Origin of the sequence: Pseudomonas sp. AA-38, assembly GCF_029457475.1 — a bacterium.
Lineage (GTDB): Bacteria > Pseudomonadota > Gammaproteobacteria > Pseudomonadales > Pseudomonadaceae > Aquipseudomonas.
In genome coordinates this window covers 1,452,919-1,469,200 of record NZ_CP120359.1, presented here as the reverse complement: position 1 = coordinate 1,469,200, position 16,282 = coordinate 1,452,919, and the positions used below count along the sequence as shown (strand labels likewise).

General features: G+C 61.3%; 12 protein-coding genes and 1 pseudogene. 4 read left to right on the top strand and 9 right to left on the bottom strand.

Translation table 11 applies throughout. The features are described 5' to 3' along the window. Positions 1–2 precede the first annotated feature (2 nt). Positions 3–1,475, top strand: a complete 1,473-nt coding sequence (locus tag PVE35_RS06725) for a right-handed parallel beta-helix repeat-containing protein (RefSeq protein WP_277374197.1) — start codon at positions 3–5, stop codon at positions 1,473–1,475. 26 nt (positions 1,476–1,501) lie between these two features. Here PVE35_RS06725 and PVE35_RS06720 read toward each other — a convergent pair whose 3' ends face one another. The 6 genes and pseudogenes from PVE35_RS06720 to PVE35_RS06695 all read right to left on the bottom strand — a co-directional run bounded on the left by PVE35_RS06720 (position 1,502) and on the right by PVE35_RS06695 (position 11,667). Continuing rightward, positions 1,502–2,185 carry a polysaccharide lyase family 7 protein gene (locus PVE35_RS06720; protein ID WP_277374196.1) on the bottom strand — a complete coding sequence of 228 codons (684 nt, stop codon included), beginning with the start codon at positions 2,183–2,185 and terminating at the stop codon, positions 1,502–1,504. Positions 2,186–2,583: 398 nt separating this feature from the next. Beyond that, on the bottom strand, positions 2,584–3,705 hold the full coding sequence (locus PVE35_RS06715) for a T6SS immunity protein Tli4 family protein (protein ID WP_277374195.1): 1,122 nt from the start codon (positions 3,703–3,705) through the stop codon (positions 2,584–2,586). A 103-nt stretch (positions 3,706–3,808) separates the two neighbouring features. Then, the gene (locus tag PVE35_RS06710) at positions 3,809–4,954 is read right to left on the bottom strand and encodes a T6SS immunity protein Tli4 family protein (protein WP_277374194.1); all 1,146 of its coding nucleotides are present in this window, start codon (positions 4,952–4,954) and stop codon (positions 3,809–3,811) included. Beyond that, entirely contained in the window at positions 4,951–8,193 is a 3,243-nt protein-coding gene (locus PVE35_RS06705) for a phospholipase D-like domain-containing protein (protein WP_277374193.1), read from the bottom strand. The genes PVE35_RS06710 and PVE35_RS06705 overlap by 4 nt, the downstream gene beginning before the upstream one ends. A 6-nt stretch (positions 8,194–8,199) precedes the next feature. Next, positions 8,200–10,676: pseudogene (gene tssI, locus PVE35_RS06700) on the bottom strand (type VI secretion system tip protein TssI/VgrG). A 109-nt stretch (positions 10,677–10,785) separates the two neighbouring features. Continuing rightward, positions 10,786–11,667 carry an RluA family pseudouridine synthase gene (locus PVE35_RS06695; protein WP_277374192.1) on the bottom strand — a complete coding sequence of 294 codons (882 nt, stop codon included), beginning with the start codon at positions 11,665–11,667 and terminating at the stop codon, positions 10,786–10,788. Between the two features lie 122 nt (positions 11,668–11,789). On the opposite strand from PVE35_RS06695, the gene PVE35_RS06690 reads away from it, so the two are divergent. The 3 genes from PVE35_RS06690 to PVE35_RS06680 all read left to right on the top strand — a co-directional run bounded on the left by PVE35_RS06690 (position 11,790) and on the right by PVE35_RS06680 (position 15,332). Beyond that, positions 11,790–12,452, top strand: coding sequence for a hypothetical protein (locus PVE35_RS06690; RefSeq protein WP_277374191.1), 663 nt, complete (start codon positions 11,790–11,792; stop codon positions 12,450–12,452). 101 nt (positions 12,453–12,553) lie between these two features. Further along, a complete protein-coding gene (gap, locus tag PVE35_RS06685) occupies positions 12,554–13,561 on the top strand; it encodes a type I glyceraldehyde-3-phosphate dehydrogenase (RefSeq protein ID WP_268182281.1) in 1,008 nt (335 codons plus the stop codon). 163 nt (positions 13,562–13,724) lie between these two features. Next, complete coding sequence (locus PVE35_RS06680) at positions 13,725–15,332, top strand: NAD(P)/FAD-dependent oxidoreductase (RefSeq protein ID WP_268182280.1); 1,608 nt, start codon at positions 13,725–13,727, stop codon at positions 15,330–15,332. A gap of 44 nt (positions 15,333–15,376) precedes the next feature. Here the strand turns inward: PVE35_RS06680 and PVE35_RS06675 are convergent, their stop codons facing one another. From PVE35_RS06675 to PVE35_RS06665, 3 genes are read right to left on the bottom strand one after another with little or no spacing between them, the layout of a single operon-like run. Beyond that, positions 15,377–15,586, bottom strand: coding sequence for a hypothetical protein (locus PVE35_RS06675; protein WP_277374190.1), 210 nt, complete (start codon positions 15,584–15,586; stop codon positions 15,377–15,379). A 57-nt stretch (positions 15,587–15,643) separates the two neighbouring features. Next, positions 15,644–15,784 (bottom strand): hypothetical protein, encoded by a 141-nt coding sequence (locus PVE35_RS06670; RefSeq protein ID WP_268182277.1) that lies wholly within the window; start codon positions 15,782–15,784, stop codon positions 15,644–15,646. Between the two features lie 21 nt (positions 15,785–15,805). Next, positions 15,806–16,138 carry a Na+/H+ antiporter subunit G gene (locus PVE35_RS06665; protein ID WP_277374189.1) on the bottom strand — a complete coding sequence of 111 codons (333 nt, stop codon included), beginning with the start codon at positions 16,136–16,138 and terminating at the stop codon, positions 15,806–15,808. Between the last annotated feature and the right edge of the window lie 144 nt (positions 16,139–16,282).

The window sequence follows — 16,282 nt, the reverse complement described above, 5'->3', positions numbered from 1 at the left end:
CCATGCCCCAGGCACTGCCCCTCTCCCGCGCACTGCTCCTGCTGAGCTGCATGACCTGCCCACTGCTCGCCCAGGCAGCTCCGGCTGCCCTGCGCACCCTCGATCCCCAGTGGCAGGAGCAACAGCAGCAACTCCCACGCCGGCAGATTCTCCAGCACAGCCAACCGCCAGCCATGCATCTGTCAGTGCCCAACCAGCGTGGCAGCGCCCACCTGGAGCCCATGTACTCGGCCCAGGCCGGTAGCTGGCCGTTCGAGCCCTTCGTGCACAACGGCCTGTTCCGCGCGGTTGCCAGCTACCAGGCGCAACATCCACGGGCCGTGGTTATTCGTGGCGGTGCCATCACCCTGGCGCAACTGCAAGCGCAACTGAACGACCCCAAGGTGTTGCGTCGCCACCAGGACGGTTATCTGCTCAGCTACCCGCTGATGATTGGCGAAGACGCCGCCCTGCTGATCGATGACCAGGTGCTCTATCTGTTCGGCCCCTCCGGCACAGCGCTGATCAACCAGGGCCTGCTGCAGGTACGCAACTCACGCCTGGAAAGCTGGAGCGACGGTCGCGCACTCAGCACCGATCGCCCCACCCGTCCCTTCATCATGAACTGGGCCGGCAGTCGCCTGCGCCTGGACAACGCCCATCTGGTCAAGATCGGCTACAACGCCAACTTCTCCCGTGGCATCAGCAGTGGCCTGAGCACCCAGCAAGCGCCCAGTCAGCCACCTGCGCGCATCCTCATCAGCAACAGCCAGTTCGACAACATGTCCAGCGCCCTGGAACTGCGCCACAGCGACGCGCTGATCCGTGACAACCGCTTCAACCAGCTACAGCAATACGCCATCGACATCAGCAACAGTCGCTTCCTCATCGCCGACAACCGCATCGACGGGGTCAAGCACAACAGCGGCATCCGTATCGGCGGCAGCAGCAGCGGGCGCATTCGCGACAACCTGATCCTGCACACCGGCAAGAGCGCCATCGAAGTCAACGAACAAAGCGGCGCCCTGCTGATCCGCGGCAATCTCATGGGCGCCTCCCAGGGCTACGGCATGATGCTGCGCCAGATCAAGGACGGCAGCCAACTGCTGATCGAAGACAACCTGATCGCCAACAGCCGCCTGAGCGCCATCGACGCTGGCGAGATCAATGGCGCCTGGATTCTTGGCAATCGCATCAGCTCCACCCCCGAATACGCCATCAGCCTGCGCAACGACCAGCCGGCCGCCGGCGAGCTGGTGATCAGCGGCAACACCCTGGAAAACATCGGCAAGGCCATGATCCGCGTGGAAGGCATGCAGAATACCGTGCTCGGCGACAACCAGTTCCGCGCCAACCCGCTGCTGCAAAACCTGCTGATCGGCGACCTGCTGCCGCTGCAGAGCCAGATCCTCGACAGCACCGTGCGCCGTCATTGCCACATGCTGATCACGCAAAGCCCCAGCAACGCCAGCACTGGGCCAACCTGTAGCAACTAGCAATCGGTTCCTTGGGTACCCAGGTGTCACTGGCGGTGTTCAACCTGCAAATGAGTGAACACCGCCGCCCCTGCATTGGTTTCATTGCCGCTGTTGTCAAGGGTGTAAACCCCTGCCTTGAAATACAGGCCATGACTGGCCCAGGCCTTGTCTACCGTGGCACTCCAGATTTTTACCTTGCCGCCTGGCTCGGCCAGACCGATCGTCAGCTTGCCACTCTTCGAGAGCTGAACTTCATAGCTGAAATCCTGATCCAGCCTGATCTTGCTCGACAGCACGATCTTCGTGGAGTCGGCAGATGCCGGATGCCCGCGAAACGCGATCACCACATTGCCGTTGTTGCTCTGGGGTAAATACTGATAACCCAGCATCAGCAGTGGCGAACTGCTCTGCTTGGAGTGGATCTGAGAGAACGCCAGCATGCCACTGGCAGGCACCTGAGTGATTCTGGCAGTGGCGCTCAACACATCATTGGCTGCCGTGTAGAACCAGTTGCGCAGTGCACCATCGCCGTAGGTTTCGCGTAACTCAGTGCGCGGGTAAGTCGAGTTGCGGGTAGTCGAACCATTGGCCGGCGCCCAGAAGAAGATCCGCCCTTCCCGGGACTGGAAATAATTGTCCTGATAGCCACCAACCAGCAGAGGCGTATCGATGACAGCCGCAGGTTGGCCCACGGGAATGGTCAGGTTCCAGGTAGCAAGATCGATCATGATTGGAGTCCATGGATAAAACGGCCATCAAAGGCCCACTCAGCCCCGCCAGACAGCCAACCTAATGGTCACGGCCTCCGACTTGCAGTGAGCTTATCCTCGACCTCGACGGGGTTTAACGACCGCCCATCACCCTATTGACGCCTGCTTTTTGACTAACTCCTGAGCCCACCTGAGCGCGTCTCCCTTTGCCTCGTCCCAAAACGGATATTCGTTGGCGCGGCGCACCAGGCACAGGAAAAACCCAGACCTTGTACCGCTCAGGCAAATGCAAGGAATGTGAACGAATCGAGGATTTGCCTCCGGCTGCAAACAATCCATTGCACGTCCCAGGGCACATCGAGCCTGATGCTTTCGCTCAGTTTAATGAAAGGCGGGATGACCACTTCCGGTGGCGGCTAGTTGCCAAGCTTGTGTTCGATGCTCCTACCCAACGCCGAAATCCTTGGTATCACCTCTTCAGGTGGTGGCGTAAGACTTTCGATGTGGTCGACGCCTTGTCGAACCGTCGTGACCTGCAACGCTACCAGCGGTTCGGTCGAGCCGCCACGATGGGCAAGGCCGAACCACAAGCGCTCCCGTTCACCGCTGTCCAGCCTGGGCGCCAGATGCCAGCCCATGAAAGTCGCTGAGGCGTGCCCCAGCGGTAACGGCTCACTGAAGACTTGCTTGATCCATTTGCTGAAATCGTAAGTCGGTAGGTAGTCGTTCTCCGTACCGAAGACGGGCTTGCTGTTCCAGGGGTTGCCGGCCGAGGCGTCGAGCAGGCCCATGATGACGTTCGGGCTGCTCTCGAAGCGCAGGCTATTCTTGAATTCGTAGTGCGTGTCGCCATCATCGCGGATGAAACCATATGGCAGGCATACCCCCGGCCCCTGGGGAATTTCATAGAGAGCCCGGGGTTCAAAGCGGGCAATCAGATCCTTGAAGCGTTCGGCCGCATTGGGTTGTGGATCGTCCATGGCGAAGATATAGATACGCTGTTGTCGCCATAGCACGGCCTTGGTGGGAAACGCCTCGCTGCCAATGAATCTGGCATCGGCGATACCCAGGTCATGTTGGTGATCCTGGGTCAGCAGCAAGGCATGCTCCGCTGCCCGGAGTTCAGCTCTAGCCGTGTCGATATCCGCAGCGCCATAGCCGCCTTTTTCCATCAGTTCCAGAACGAATCGCCCCATCTCGACGTTTCGCCGCTTGCTTTTTGCAGCCAGGAAATGATTCCCCCCAATGAAGTTGGAGAACCCCTCCAGTTTTTCCCGAGCGATCCTGTCGCTGACGAAGATTCTCAAGCCGTCGAAGTCGTAGCTCAGCCTGTCGAAATTGGCCGTGACATGCTGGCTGAAGCCCTGTGTTCCGCCATCCACTGTCTTGGAGTTATAAGGATCGTACGTAGCCCACTGCACGTCGTCCGGCACATCGAAGGTCATGCGCCCAAGGCATTCCTGTCGCGGCGTATCGGCTAGCACCATGCCTGCAGGAATCAACAGGCCCAGGCTCAGGTATCGGAAAAAGCTTTTCATCTGCGGCGGCTCTCTTTTTTACGACCGCTATCAGCCTGCGCCAGTGCGCGATCATCTTCGGGTTGTTCAAAGGTCTGGGCGCTTGATCCCGGAGTCATTGTTCTTACCGCGTATCCAGCCTGATGCTTTCGCTCAGTTTCATGAAGCGCGGGATGACCGCTTCCGGTGGTGGCGTCAGTTCGCTCAGGTCGTCCGTGCCTTTCTTAAAGGTGAACATCTGCACCGCCAATAGCGGTGAGCCCGTCCCGCCCCGATGCGCCAGGGCGAACCAGGCTCGCTCCTGCTCGCCGGAGCCCGGTTTGGGATCCAGACGCCAGCCCTCCAGGCCGGCCAGGCGCTTGCCGAGCTGGATGCGCTCGATGAAGGAGGTCTTGCGCCATTTCTCGGCGTCGTAGCCGGGGCGGTAGTCGCTGTCATAGGTGCCCCGCGTCGGCTTGGTCTGCCAGGGATCGTTGGCCGAGGCCGTAAGCAGGGTAAAGATCACATTGGGCGTCTTGGTAAAGCGCAGGCTGTTCTTGATGCTGTAGGCGGTCTTGCCATCGTCGGCGATAAAACCGTAGGGGAAGCAGAAGCCTGGGCCTTTAGGTACTTCATAAAGATTGCGGGTACGAAAGCGCGCCATCAGCGCCTTGATACGTTCGGCGGAGTCGGGGCCGGCCTTGGAGAAACCGAAGTAGTAGACACGATTGTTGCGCCAGAGCAAGGCCTTGCCAGGGGCGAGATACCCACCCAAGAAATAGGCGTCGGGAATGCCAAGATCGTACTCGTGGATCTTGGTTAGGGGAATCTGATGTTCAAGTTCTTCGATGGATTTAGTGAAGCGCTCCACTGCTTCTCTGGTGTCCTTCGTATTTTCTTTTTTATCTAACTCTTTTAGCTCACTGAGTAACTTCTTTTCAGTTTCCAAGTTTTTTTGTAATTCATCTTGATACAAGCGCACGGAGCCCTTGATATACCTCGCAGCGCCATCAAATGTATCGCGCTCGACAATATCACTCACTCGGATAGTCAGGCCGTCATAGTCATAACTGCCCACATCTCCTTTTGCCGTTACTTTGGGTGTAAAGACATGCCCCCCTCGTCCATCAGTAATTCTGTCAGTTCGCTGAGCGGAATAGGTGGCCCATTGCATGTCCTCGGGCACATCGAAGGTCATGCGCCCAAGGCACTCCTGTCGCGGCGTATCGGCCAAGGCCATGCCGACGGGGATAATCAGGCCGAGGCTCAGGTATCGGAAAAAGCTTTTCATGTGCGACGGTTCTCTTCTTTACGACCGCTATCAGCCTGCGCCAGTGCACGATCACGTTCGGGCTGCTCGAAGGTCTGCGCCAGAATGCTCAGGTTGATACCGGAGTCATTGTTCTCACCCCGCGTCCAGTTGACGGGCAAGGCGCAGATAAAGCCCTGTACACCAACGGGCGGCGCGAACGTCTTCACGTCAGCCAAGGTATTGGAGCGCCAGAAGCGCTCTTCATGCGGCATGGGTACCATCAGTTCGCCGCCGTGATCAATATTGTTCAGGTCTCGGTAAGCCCAGGTCGGCCAGGTCGAGGTGGGGAATCCATCTGGATAGCCGGTCATGTCCGGTGTTTTCCGTGGTTGTACCTGGCTGATGTTTTGCGGAATGAAGGCAAAAGATTTTTCATAAACACGGGCATTAAACCGAGCTCTTTCTTGTATCGCACGCCAAGTCTCTTCCGCCGCTGGCTGCTCCAGATACTGCGCCAGCCCAGAGGCGGGGCTGACGCCGGAGGAGCCCCCGGCCATGGACAAGCCAAAGTGTTTTTTCCATAGATCTACCCGTAACTGATGCACGGCCTTGCCAACGGTATGCGGCTGCTTGCCATCGAGCTTGATCTGTATCGGCGAGCTATCACGCACGATGACCGCCAGCTCGGAGTCTCGCGTGCCCAGCAAACTGCGGTCATTGATATTGGCGCTGCCGAGAATGGCCACACGGTCGTCGGCGATCAGCAGCTTGCTGTGCACGTAGATCTGTTCGGTGACCACGCGCCCCTTGAGGTTTTCCCAGGTGCGTAGATTGAGCAAGGTCAGGTAGCGGCGCCAGTCCTGCTGTTCGTAAACAGGCTGCCCTTTAGAGTTCTTGAACTCGATGCGTGCGAGGGCTTCTTCGCGACTCACCTTGCGATCCAACAGTGCGCGCAGGGCCATACGCTTCTGGATACGTTTGATCAGGCTGTTCTCGCCAAAGGCCAGGCTCTGCATGGTGAGCGTGACCTGATGCATGATATTGAGAACGTTCAGTGCACCTTCCGGATGCACCGGCAGAATCATATAGACGTGAAACGGGCGTTTCTCATCGATGGCACGGCCGATGCGATTAGCCAGGGCTTCGCCAATCTCGTTGAGCAGGCCCGTCTGCGCATCGGCCAGTTTATGGGTAAGCCAGCCCTGAGCATTGACGCCCCACATGGTTTGCAGGCTTTTCAGGAACTGGCGCGCCTCGCTACTGGGCTCCTTGGCGATGGCATCGATTTCTTTCCAGTTCAGTTGCCAGATGTCCTCGGCCTCCAGCGCTTCGCGCAGGCGCACACGGGCGACGTAGTCCTGGCGCAGACTGGCAGGGTCACGCAGACTGGCCATCGGGCCAGAAAGAGGCGCGTCATCAAATATTTCGCGTTCTTCACCATAGGCACTCTGAAAGAACTGGTTCTCGATATAGATGAAGTGCTGCGCACTGGAGATGGCCTGTAGCATCGCCGCCTTGCAGTTGGCCTGCACGCCACCAGTGTCGATACCTGCCGGCAGAGGCAGGTTGACGCCCGCCTTGCTACGCCCCACCTGCTCCTGCTGGGTCATGCGGCTGGAGGCACTGCGCAGCACCTGCACGCTCATGCCGCCCGGCTGTGCGCTGGGGGCCACGGGCAATTGTGTGGTCGCGTTGATCCATACCGGCTGTGGCTCGGGAAAGCTCAGGCGTGGGGCTTCATTGACCTTGAGCCTCACGCCCAGGTGGTCGAGACCTGTCTCACTGACCAAGGTATTGAGCCAGCGTACGACGGCCTCCAGCAGGTTACGAACCAGGGTGGTGTCCTGTAACGATGGCGCATCGGCCAGGTAGGCCTGCTGCCCATTCCAGCGGTCGATGAAATTACGCGCCACGTCATAGACCGAGGGGCCTTCGATACGGCAGTGCACATCCTGCCAGGGCATACGTGGCTGATCCTCCGCCAATCGGCCATTGTCCGGTGAAGCCAGCGGCTGCGGTTTTTCATGCAGGTAGGCGTAAGGCTCCAGGTGCTGCCCCGAGCGCTCCTGCAACAGGTGATAGATGAACCAGAGCATCGAGCTGGCCAGCTCGCTGGTGCTTTCTCGGTAGGTGCCGGGAATATCCTCGAAGCTCTTGCCGCTGAGCACGGTCAGAACGCGGCCGAGTTCGGTCTGGCTCATCCACTGGCTGATCAGTTCGATGCTCTTGATGCGCAATGACTCGGAAAGATTACCTGCCGCCTCACGCAGCTCCTGCAACCAGGCTTGCAGACGCAGCTTCAATTCCTCGGCCATCGGAACGCTGTCGAGGTTGTCGCTGATCAGCCTGGCCATCGCCTGAATGCTTTTACCCACCATCTGGCGCTGAGCAGCACTAAGGCGCTCGAAGCCTTCGTCGAGGCTCTCCTTGGCGCTGTTCTTGAGGCGAACCAAGCCTTGCAGAATGGAGAACGGAGGGCTGCGGAATTTGTCCGCAATATAAGTTGCACCATTTAGGGCCGTGCTTTGGCTAAGCGGGATGAGACTGGTACCCGACACAGGCTTGGACAGGTCGAACAGCGTGGCCATCATCAGCCCCATCGAGCTGACATGTTTGTCCATATCCATCCAACCTAACTTCGGCAGCCCTGGATTGTAGGCATCGTTGCCTTGCCTGTTACTGGCGTCGAGGCTGAAGTTATTGTCATCACGCCGCCCGTAGGCCAAGTCGATGCCCCCGACATAGGCAATGCGGTTGTCGATCACGACCGATTTTTGGTGGTGCGAGAATGCGACACCGAGTCCCTTCATATCGCTTTGCTGAATAGCAGGTGTACAGAAGGCACGAGGGCCGCCAGCCAGGCCCGCATTGAGCTGGAAGATGGCCAGCATGGTCTCGAAGTCATAAGTGCCGAGGCTGCCAGAGGGACTCAACCAGGGCATGACATAAACCTTCAAGGCCGGCTGGCGCTTGAGAGCCTGGTGCAGGCACTGCCAGAGGCTGCGCTTGCCATCGAGCAATACGTCGTAGTTGACCTGCCAACCCGTGATGAAAATGCATCGGCTGGCTTGGTCGATGGCGGCTGCGACGTCCTTGAAATAATCACTGCCGGTCGTGAAAAAACGAACCTGATTACCCGTGCGCTTGGGCGCGAACAAGTTCGCTTCGTTCAAAAAGAAATCCGGCGCGGAATACGCCGCATAGGCTTTTCCGTCCTGGCTGTTGATCTGGTTGAGTTCCTTTGCACGAACGCCGTTGTAGGCAGAGTCAGTTGCCATGGCTAATCATTCCTTGGATTGCAGATGGGTATAGAGATCGCTGGTGCAATGGCTATCCTGCTGGCTACGCTCTATTTCCAGCAGCGTATTGCCCATGGCATCGCGACTGAGGCAACTTTTGAAGTCCATAGCACCCAAGGCATAACGCTCACTGTCCCAACCCTGTTGCTCCAGATGAACCCGCAGGGCTATCCGCTGGCCAGGATAAGTGAGCCACAAGCTCTTGGGGGCCTTGGCGTAGATTTTGGCTAGCTGCTTCTGCTGAGTATCATCCAGCAGCACGCGGCCATCGGCATCGGTATCACCCTCCAGTACCACATTGCCGTCCTCTCCCTGTTCAATACTCCATGGGGCGTATGCCAAAGGGAAACCCTCGTCTCCAGGAATGTCCTGCAGACGAATATTGAATCGGTACTCGCGAGGTTCCACAGGGCTAGGCTCAGTCAGATCATTGGCCAACGCCTGCTCCAACAAACTCCCCGCCTTGTCACTATCGGCTGCGCCCGGCAGCACGGGTGGTTTGATCTTGAGCCCCGAGCCCTTGCCTGGCGAGCCACCGGCATTGAGCCTGGCCAGTGGGCCGCTGATGGTGATGCCGCCAGGGTCGAGTTTGATGAAGCTGCCGCCGGCCTTGATGGTCAGTTCGATGCCGGCTTCGATGACCATTTTCTGCCCGGCCTTGAGGTGAATCTCGCGGCCGGCTTTGGTCAGTTGCGCGGTGCCGAGTTTGATGTGCTGGTCGGTGCCTACCGTCAGGTGATCCTGCGGTTTGACTTCCACCTTGCGCTCGGCGGTGACGGTGAGGTGTTCCTCGGCCAGCAGCTCGGTGTAGCTGTTCTTCTCCACGGTGTCGTGGCGCTCGTTGCCGACGCGGATCTTCTGGTCGTGCTCGATGTTTTCGTCCCAGTCGCGCTGGGCGTGCAGGTAGATCTGCTCGGCGCCCTTGCGGTCTTCGATGCGCAGTTCGTTATAGCCGCCACCACCCGGGCTGCTGAGGGTCTTGAACACGCTGCGGGTCTTGTTCGCCGGCAGGTCGTAGGGCACGACGTGTTCGGCGTGGTACAGGCAGCCGGTGACCAGCGGTTGGTCGGGGTCGCCTTCGAGGAAGGTGACCAGTACCTCCATGCCGATACGGGGGATGGTGATGGCGCCGTAGCGATCACCCGCCCAGCTCGAACTGACGCGCAGCCAGCAGCTTGTCTTGTCGTCGGCCTGGCCTTCGCGATCCCAGAAGAACTGCACCTTCACCCGGCCATACTGGTCGCAGTGGATTTCTTCGCCGACAGGGCCGGTGACCACGGCGGTCTGGCTGCCCAGTACCTTGGGTTTGGGGTGTTTCAGCGGTGGGCGGAAGGGCACGTCCCAGGGGGTGGCGAGGAAGCGGTTGCGGTAGCCCTGGGTAAAGTCGGTGTCGCCTGATACACCCTCTCCCCGGCCCCTCTCCCATGAATGGGAGAGGGGAGATCGAGTATCGACTCTTCCAAGACTTGCGGTTGCTTGCCTTGGTGCTGCACTTCGGTGAGCAGCCACAGGGCGTTCCATTCGCGCTGCGGGTGTTCGGAGATCTCCAGCAGGTGGCCGCTGACCAGGCGCGGTTGGTCGCTCTTGCCTTGCAGTTGCTGGTAGTCGCTGCGGTGGCGTTCCAGGGCACGTTTGGCCAGGTGCTTGCCGCGGGTGCGGTCGGTGTAGCGGCCGGGGTAGTCGTAGTCTTCGAGGGCGGGCAGGTGGTCGAGCTCGCCGGCCTTATCGCCCTGGTAGGTGGCTTCCAGCAACAGGCGCGGTTGCTCGAAGTCGTAGTCGCGGCGCGTGGTGCGCCGGGTGCGGGTTTCCAGGCGCAGGGCCAGGCGCTTGAGCACCGGGTCGTCGGCGGTCATGCCGCTGTCCTGGATGTAGGGCGTGGGCCGGCCGAGCTTGGTGAAGGCGCTCTGGTCGTCGCCGAACACCAGCACATGGCCGCTTTCGCTATGGCGGAAGTGGTAGTGGATGCCTTCCTCTTCGCACAGGCGCTGGACGAAGTGCAGGTCGCTCTCGTCGTACTGCACGCAGTAGTCGCGTTCCGGGTAGACGGTGGGGCCGAGCTGGAATTCGTAGCCACCCTGGACGATGCCGTGCTCTTCCAGCACCTGGGCGACGATCTGCGGCACGCTCAGATGCTGGAAGATGCGCTGGTTGATGCGGTATTCGAGCAGCTTGAGCTGCGGCACGAGGCTCAGGCGGTAGCGGGTCAGGCGTTTGCCAGATTCACCCTGCTCGGCGCGGTGGATGATGCCGTGGATGCCATCGCCATTGGGGCTGAAGGCGAGAAAGGCACGCTGTTGCAGCAGGGCCTTGAGGTCGAGGTCGGGGCGCTCGCTGATCAGTTCCACGTCGAAGCGGTAGAGCTGGCTGACGGCCTCTCGTCCGTTGAATTCGAGCACCTGCAGGTCGTGCTCGACACCCTCGATGTTCAGGCTGAAATGGGTTTCGTTGGCCGGGTTGAACATGCCGTCATCCTTCCTCCGTGAAGTGAGTGCCCAGCAGACTGCACGCAGCGAGGCGGCAATTCAATGCTGGCGGGGCGATAGCATGATGTGGGTCACGCTATGCGAGCACTCACCATGCGAGCTGCAAGGCGCTGTGGAACTCGCGTACTTGGCCGCTGAGCGGGTCGACGAAGCGCAGGCCACGGGCCAGCAGCTTGAGCGGCCTGGTGTAATCGTCGGGCTGATTGCGGTAGCTGCTGAGCTGTGGATAGAAGTCGTCGCCCTGGATCGGCGCGCCGAGCCCCGCCAGGTGCACGCGCAACTGGTGCTTGCGCCCGGTCACCGGCGACAAGCCGTAGCGCCACCACTGGCCACGGCGCTCCAGCACCTCGATATGCGTCTCGCTATTGGCCTCCCCCGCCACCTCCTGCATGCGGAAGAATGGCTCGCCCTCCACCATGCGCGAGCGGTGCACATGGGGAAATTCGAGCTGCGGCAAGGCCAGGGCGATGGCCTCGTAACGCTTGTGCACCTCACGCTGGCGGAATAACGCCTGGTACGCACCGCGCGTGTTCGGCTGGCAGGAGAACAGCACCAGCCCGGCGGTGAGTCGGTCGATACGATGGATCGGCACCAGATCCGGGTTGCCGGTACGCCTGACCAGGCGCGCCAGCAGGGTCTGCTCGACGTACTCGCCAGCCGGCATCACCGGCAGGAAGTGCGGTTTGTCCACCACCAGCAAGTGTTCGTCCTGCCACAGCACCTGTTCCTCGAAGGGGATAGGCGTTTCCGCTGGCACCTCGCGGAAGTAACGCACCTTGAGGCCAGCGCGGTAGGGATGCGCCGCACCGATGGGCGTGCCATCGGCATCCAGTACCCGTCCGCGTGACATGCGTTCCAGCCAGGTGGCACGGTCGATGGCCGGGAAGTGCTCGCACAGGCAGTCGAGCACCGTGGCCCAGTCGCCCTGCGGCAGATGGAGGGTGCTGGGACGCATGGCGGAATTGGACATGGAGAACGAACCGAACGCAATGAACCGGCACATTAGGCCGCAGCCGGCGCGCTGCGTCAAAGCGAACGACTTGAGCCGAGGCCACGCTGTGGCTATGGTGGCGGCTTCCTTCGGAGGCCCCCATGTCCATCACCCGCAGCCTGCTCGCCACCCTCGCCCTGCTCCCCCTCGTGACCGCCTGCCAGGTCTATACCGGCAAGCCCGAAGGCCCGCCCCCAGCCACGCGCCTGCAAGGCGAGGTGCAAGTGCAGAACGGCGCCCTGTTGTTCACCCCCTGTCAGGAACAACGCCACTTCAGCCTCAGCGGTAGCGGCATCGAGCGCGAGGCTATGAACCTGCTGGCCGACGGCCATGGCAGCCTGTTCGCCGATCTGGCCGGAGAGCTGGGCGGCAGTCAGGGCCAGGGCAGCGATGGCCGCTTCGAGGTCAGCCGAGTGTATCGCCTGCAGGCCGAAGGCCATGGCTGCGACGACCTCAACTTCAAGCGCCTGGTGCTACGTGCCAGCGGCAACGAGCCGGCCTGGCAGGTGGAAGTCGGCAGCAAGGGTCTGGTGCTCAATCGCCCGAATCAGCCCCCCCTGGCCCTGCCCTATCTGGAAGAACAACTGCCGGACGAGCGCATCAGCTTCAGCAGCGAGGCCAATGGTCAGCGCCTGGAGCTGTGGGTCGCGCCGCAGCGTTGCGTCGACGCCATGAGCGGCACGCTCAATCACCTCAGTGCCGAGCTGCGTCTCGACGGCCAGGTGCTGCGCGGCTGCGCCCACTTCGGTGGCATGCGCAACTGAACAGGGATTGACAGCGCAGATTGCCGACACGCGCTCGGTTTTCACGCAGGGCCTCCTTCCACCACCTAAGCTGAAAGAGCCAATGATGGAAGGAGACCGCCATGTTACGCATAGCCCTGAACGGATACGGGCGCATCGGTCGCGCCCTGGTGCGCGCCCTGGTGCAACGAGATCTGCAGCAACGCATCCGCCTGCTCGCGATCAACGACCTCGGCAATTACACCACCCTCACCCATCTGACCCGCTTCGACTCCACCTTCGGCCGCTTCCCCGGCCAGGTCGATCTGCACGGCGATCAGTTGCACCTCGGTGGCCAAGCGATCCACCTGCTCAGCGAGCGAGAAGCCGTCAATCTGCCCTGGCGTGATCTGGGGGTGGATCTGGTGCTGGAATGCTCGGGCAAGTTCAAGCAGCGTGAGCAGGTCGAGCAGCACCTGACCGCCGGCGCGCAGCGCGTGCTGCTTTCGCACCCGCTGGAAAGCGCCGACCTGACCGTGGTGTACGGCGTCAACCATGACCTGCTGAAGACCCAGCAGATCGTCTCCAATGCCTCCTGCACCACCAACTGCCTGGCACCGCTGGCCAAGGTGCTGCATGAGGCGGTGGGCATCCGTCAGGGCCTGGTCAACACCGTGCACGCTTACACCAACGACCAGAACCTGCTGGACAAGGCCCATGACGACCTCTACCGCGCCCGCGCCGCCGCGCTGTCGATGATTCCCACCAGCACTGGCGCGGCAAAAACCATCGGCCTGGTGCTGCCGGAGCTGGCCGGCCGTCTCGACGGCCTGTCGGTACGCGTGCCGACGCCCAACGTGTCATTGCTCGACCTGACCTTCAGCGCCGAGCGCCCAGCCAGTCGCAACGCCATCAACGCTGCTCTGCAAGCCGGCGCCCTGGGCCTGTTGCCGGGGGTGATGGAATGCAACGAGCTGCCGCTGGTGTCCAGCGACTTCAACGCCCACCCGGTGTCCTGCGTGGTCGACCTCAACCACACCCGCGTGCAGGAGGATCTGGTCAAGGTGCTGGCCTGGTACGACAACGAATGGGCCTTCGCCAACCGCATGCTCGATGTGCTGCTGCACTGGCATCATCTGACCCGTCAGTAGCCCGCATGCAATCCAGGGCAGCTATGCCCGGTACCTCGGATTGCATCCGGGCTACGTCGATCGATCCATGCCCTGCAGGCGACGACCGCAAGGCGGCGATCCTGTACAATCGCCGCCCTTCTTGATCTTGCCGGATCACCACCGGCCCAGCGGGATATTCGCCATGATTCGCCTGACCGAACTGAAACTGCCCCTCGACCATCCCGAGGAGGCCCTGCGCCCGGCCATCGTCCAGCGTCTGGGCCTCGAGGACGCCGAGCTGATCGCCTTCAGCGTGTTCAAGCGCAGCTACGATGCGCGCAAGAAGTACGGCGACATGCCGTTCATCTACACCCTCGATTGCGAAGTGAAAGACGAAGCGGCGCTGCTGGCACGCCTGGCAGACGACAAGCACGTCGGCCCAGCGCCGGACATCCGCTACAAGCCGGTGGGCAAGGCCACGGCACCGCTGGACGAGCGCCCCATCGTGGTCGGCTTCGGCCCCTGTGGCATCTTCGCCGCGCTGATCCTGGCCCAGGCCGGCCTGCGCCCCATCGTGCTGGAGCGCGGCAAGGAAGTGCGCCAGCGCACCAAGGACACCTGGGGCCTGTGGCGCAAGAACGTGCTCGACCCCACCTCCAACGTGCAGTTCGGCGAAGGTGGCGCCGGCACCTTCTCCGACGGCAAGCTGTACAGCCAGATCAAGGATCCCAACCATTACGGGCGCAAGGTGCTGGAAGAGTTCGTCAAGGCCGGCGCGCCAGACGAGATTCTCTATGTCAGCAAGCCACACATCGGCACCTTCCGCCTGACCGGCGTGGTCGCCACCATGCGCGAGGAGATCAAGACCCTCGGCGGTGAAGTACGCTTCCAGCAGCGCGTCAGCGACCTGCTCATGGAAGACGGCCAACTTACCGGCGTGGTGTTGGAAAGCGGCGAGCAGCTCAACAGCCGCCACGTGATCCTCGCCCTCGGCCACAGCTCGCGCGATACCTTCCGCATGCTGCATGCCCGTGACGTGTACCTGGAGGCCAAGCCCTTCTCGGTGGGCTTTCGCATCGAGCACCCGCAGTCGCTGATCGACCGCGCGCGCCTGGGCAAGTATGCCGGCCACCCGAAACTCGGCGCCGCCGACTACAAGCTGGTGCACCACGCCAGCAACGGTCGCTCGGTCTACAGCTTCTGCATGTGCCCGGGCGGCACCGTGGTCGCTGCCACCTCCGAGCCGGAGCGCGTGGTCACCAATGGCATGAGCCAGTATTCGCGCAACGAGCGCAACGCCAACGCCGGCATCGTCGTCGGCATCACCCCCGAGCAGGACTATCCCGGCGGCCCGTTGGCCGGTGTGGAGCTGCAGGAGCGCTTGGAATCGCACGCCTACGTGCTCGGCGGACGCAACTACGAAGCGCCGGGACAACTGGTCGGCGACTTCATCAAGGGCACGCCGTCCACCGCACTGGGCGAAGTGCAGCCATCCTACAAACCAGGGGTGAAACTGGGCGACCTGGCGCCGTCGCTGCCGGACTTCGCCATCGAAGCCATCCGCGAGGCGATCCCGGCCTTCGCCAAGCAGATCAAGGGCTTCGATCTGGCTGATGCGGTGCTCACTGGTATCGAGACGCGCACCTCCTCGCCGGTACGCATCACACGTGGCGACGACCTGCAGAGCCTGAACCTCAAGGGCCTGTACCCAGCCGGTGAAGGCGCGGGCTATGCCGGCGGCATTCTCTCTGCAGGCGTCGATGGCATTCGCGTGGCCGAGGCGGTGATCAAGGACATGCTCGCTCGCTAGCTCCAGGCTCCTGCTGGCGCTGATGGATTGACCATCCCCAGGCCCTATCGCGGATATACGGCATCGAGCTGCGAACCGTGGCGGAAACGTAGTGGCAACAGCGCTGCCGGCAACGCCAGAACCAGTACACCCACGTCGACCACCAGCACGCTGCGCAGCGGCATGCTGGTGGAGCAATTGGCCCAGTACAGCGTCCACAGCGCCAGGCAGATGCAGCAGCCGATCAGGCCGCTGCGTCGACTGCGGCAACTCATCAGCCAGATCGCATTGGCCAGCGCCAGAATGACAAATACATAGAGCGAATGATGCAGCTACAGGCCGTAGCTGATATCACGACGGATGCTGCCAACTATCTGCCGATAAGCACCGAAAGCACTGTTGTAGAGCGCCAGTGCCAGCAATGGCTGCAGCACAGCCAGTAAGGTAATCGCAGCCAGACGCTTGATCATCATGCGTTCGCTGCGACTACACCCTCACTGCTCCCAGGGGCGCCCACGCGTCCGCTCGTTCATTGGCAGCTTCTGCTGCAATGCAGCCTTGGCCAGCATGTGCGCGCTGACCGGCGCGGTGATGAACAGGAACAGGGTGATCAGCAGCTCGTGCAGGCTGATGCCGTTGCCGCGCGTGCCGAAGAAGATCAGCGACGCGATGACCATGCCGCCCACGCCCATGGTGGTGGCCTTGGTCGGGCCATGCAGGCGCATGAAGAAATCCGGCAGACGATACAGGCCGATGGCGCCCACCAGGGCGAACAGGCTGCCGATTAGCAGAAACAGGGCGACCAGGCCTTCGATCCAAGTTTGCATACAGCAATCTCCGTAGAACGATTCAACGATCTCGCGAGCTAGCGCCATGCAAGGCAAAAACAGGTGAGGAAGCGGAGTGTACTTTTGTACATGAGCATTCCGAGCCTGTTTTTAACGCAGCAGGGCCGACGCGCAGCAGATCGT

What these genes read in the sequence shown, in the direction of transcription:
- PVE35_RS06725 (WP_277374197.1), top strand. Translation starts at nt 3, where the DNA reads ATGCCCCAGGCACTGCCCCTCTCCCGCGCACTGCTCCTGCTGAGCTGC.
- PVE35_RS06720 (WP_277374196.1), bottom strand. Translation starts at nt 2,185, where the DNA reads ATGATCGATCTTGCTACCTGGAACCTGACCATTCCCGTGGGCCAACCT.
- PVE35_RS06715 (WP_277374195.1), bottom strand. Translation starts at nt 3,705, where the DNA reads ATGAAAAGCTTTTTCCGATACCTGAGCCTGGGCCTGTTGATTCCTGCA.
- PVE35_RS06710 (WP_277374194.1), bottom strand. Translation starts at nt 4,954, where the DNA reads ATGAAAAGCTTTTTCCGATACCTGAGCCTCGGCCTGATTATCCCCGTC.
- PVE35_RS06705 (WP_277374193.1), bottom strand. Translation starts at nt 8,193, where the DNA reads ATGGCAACTGACTCTGCCTACAACGGCGTTCGTGCAAAGGAACTCAAC.
- PVE35_RS06695 (WP_277374192.1), bottom strand. Translation starts at nt 11,667, where the DNA reads ATGTCCAATTCCGCCATGCGTCCCAGCACCCTCCATCTGCCGCAGGGC.
- PVE35_RS06690 (WP_277374191.1), top strand. Translation starts at nt 11,790, where the DNA reads ATGTCCATCACCCGCAGCCTGCTCGCCACCCTCGCCCTGCTCCCCCTC.
- gap (WP_268182281.1), top strand. Translation starts at nt 12,554, where the DNA reads ATGTTACGCATAGCCCTGAACGGATACGGGCGCATCGGTCGCGCCCTG.
- PVE35_RS06680 (WP_268182280.1), top strand. Translation starts at nt 13,725, where the DNA reads ATGATTCGCCTGACCGAACTGAAACTGCCCCTCGACCATCCCGAGGAG.
- PVE35_RS06675 (WP_277374190.1), bottom strand. Translation starts at nt 15,586, where the DNA reads ATGAGTTGCCGCAGTCGACGCAGCGGCCTGATCGGCTGCTGCATCTGC.
- PVE35_RS06670 (WP_268182277.1), bottom strand. Translation starts at nt 15,784, where the DNA reads ATGATGATCAAGCGTCTGGCTGCGATTACCTTACTGGCTGTGCTGCAG.
- PVE35_RS06665 (WP_277374189.1), bottom strand. Translation starts at nt 16,138, where the DNA reads ATGCAAACTTGGATCGAAGGCCTGGTCGCCCTGTTTCTGCTAATCGGC.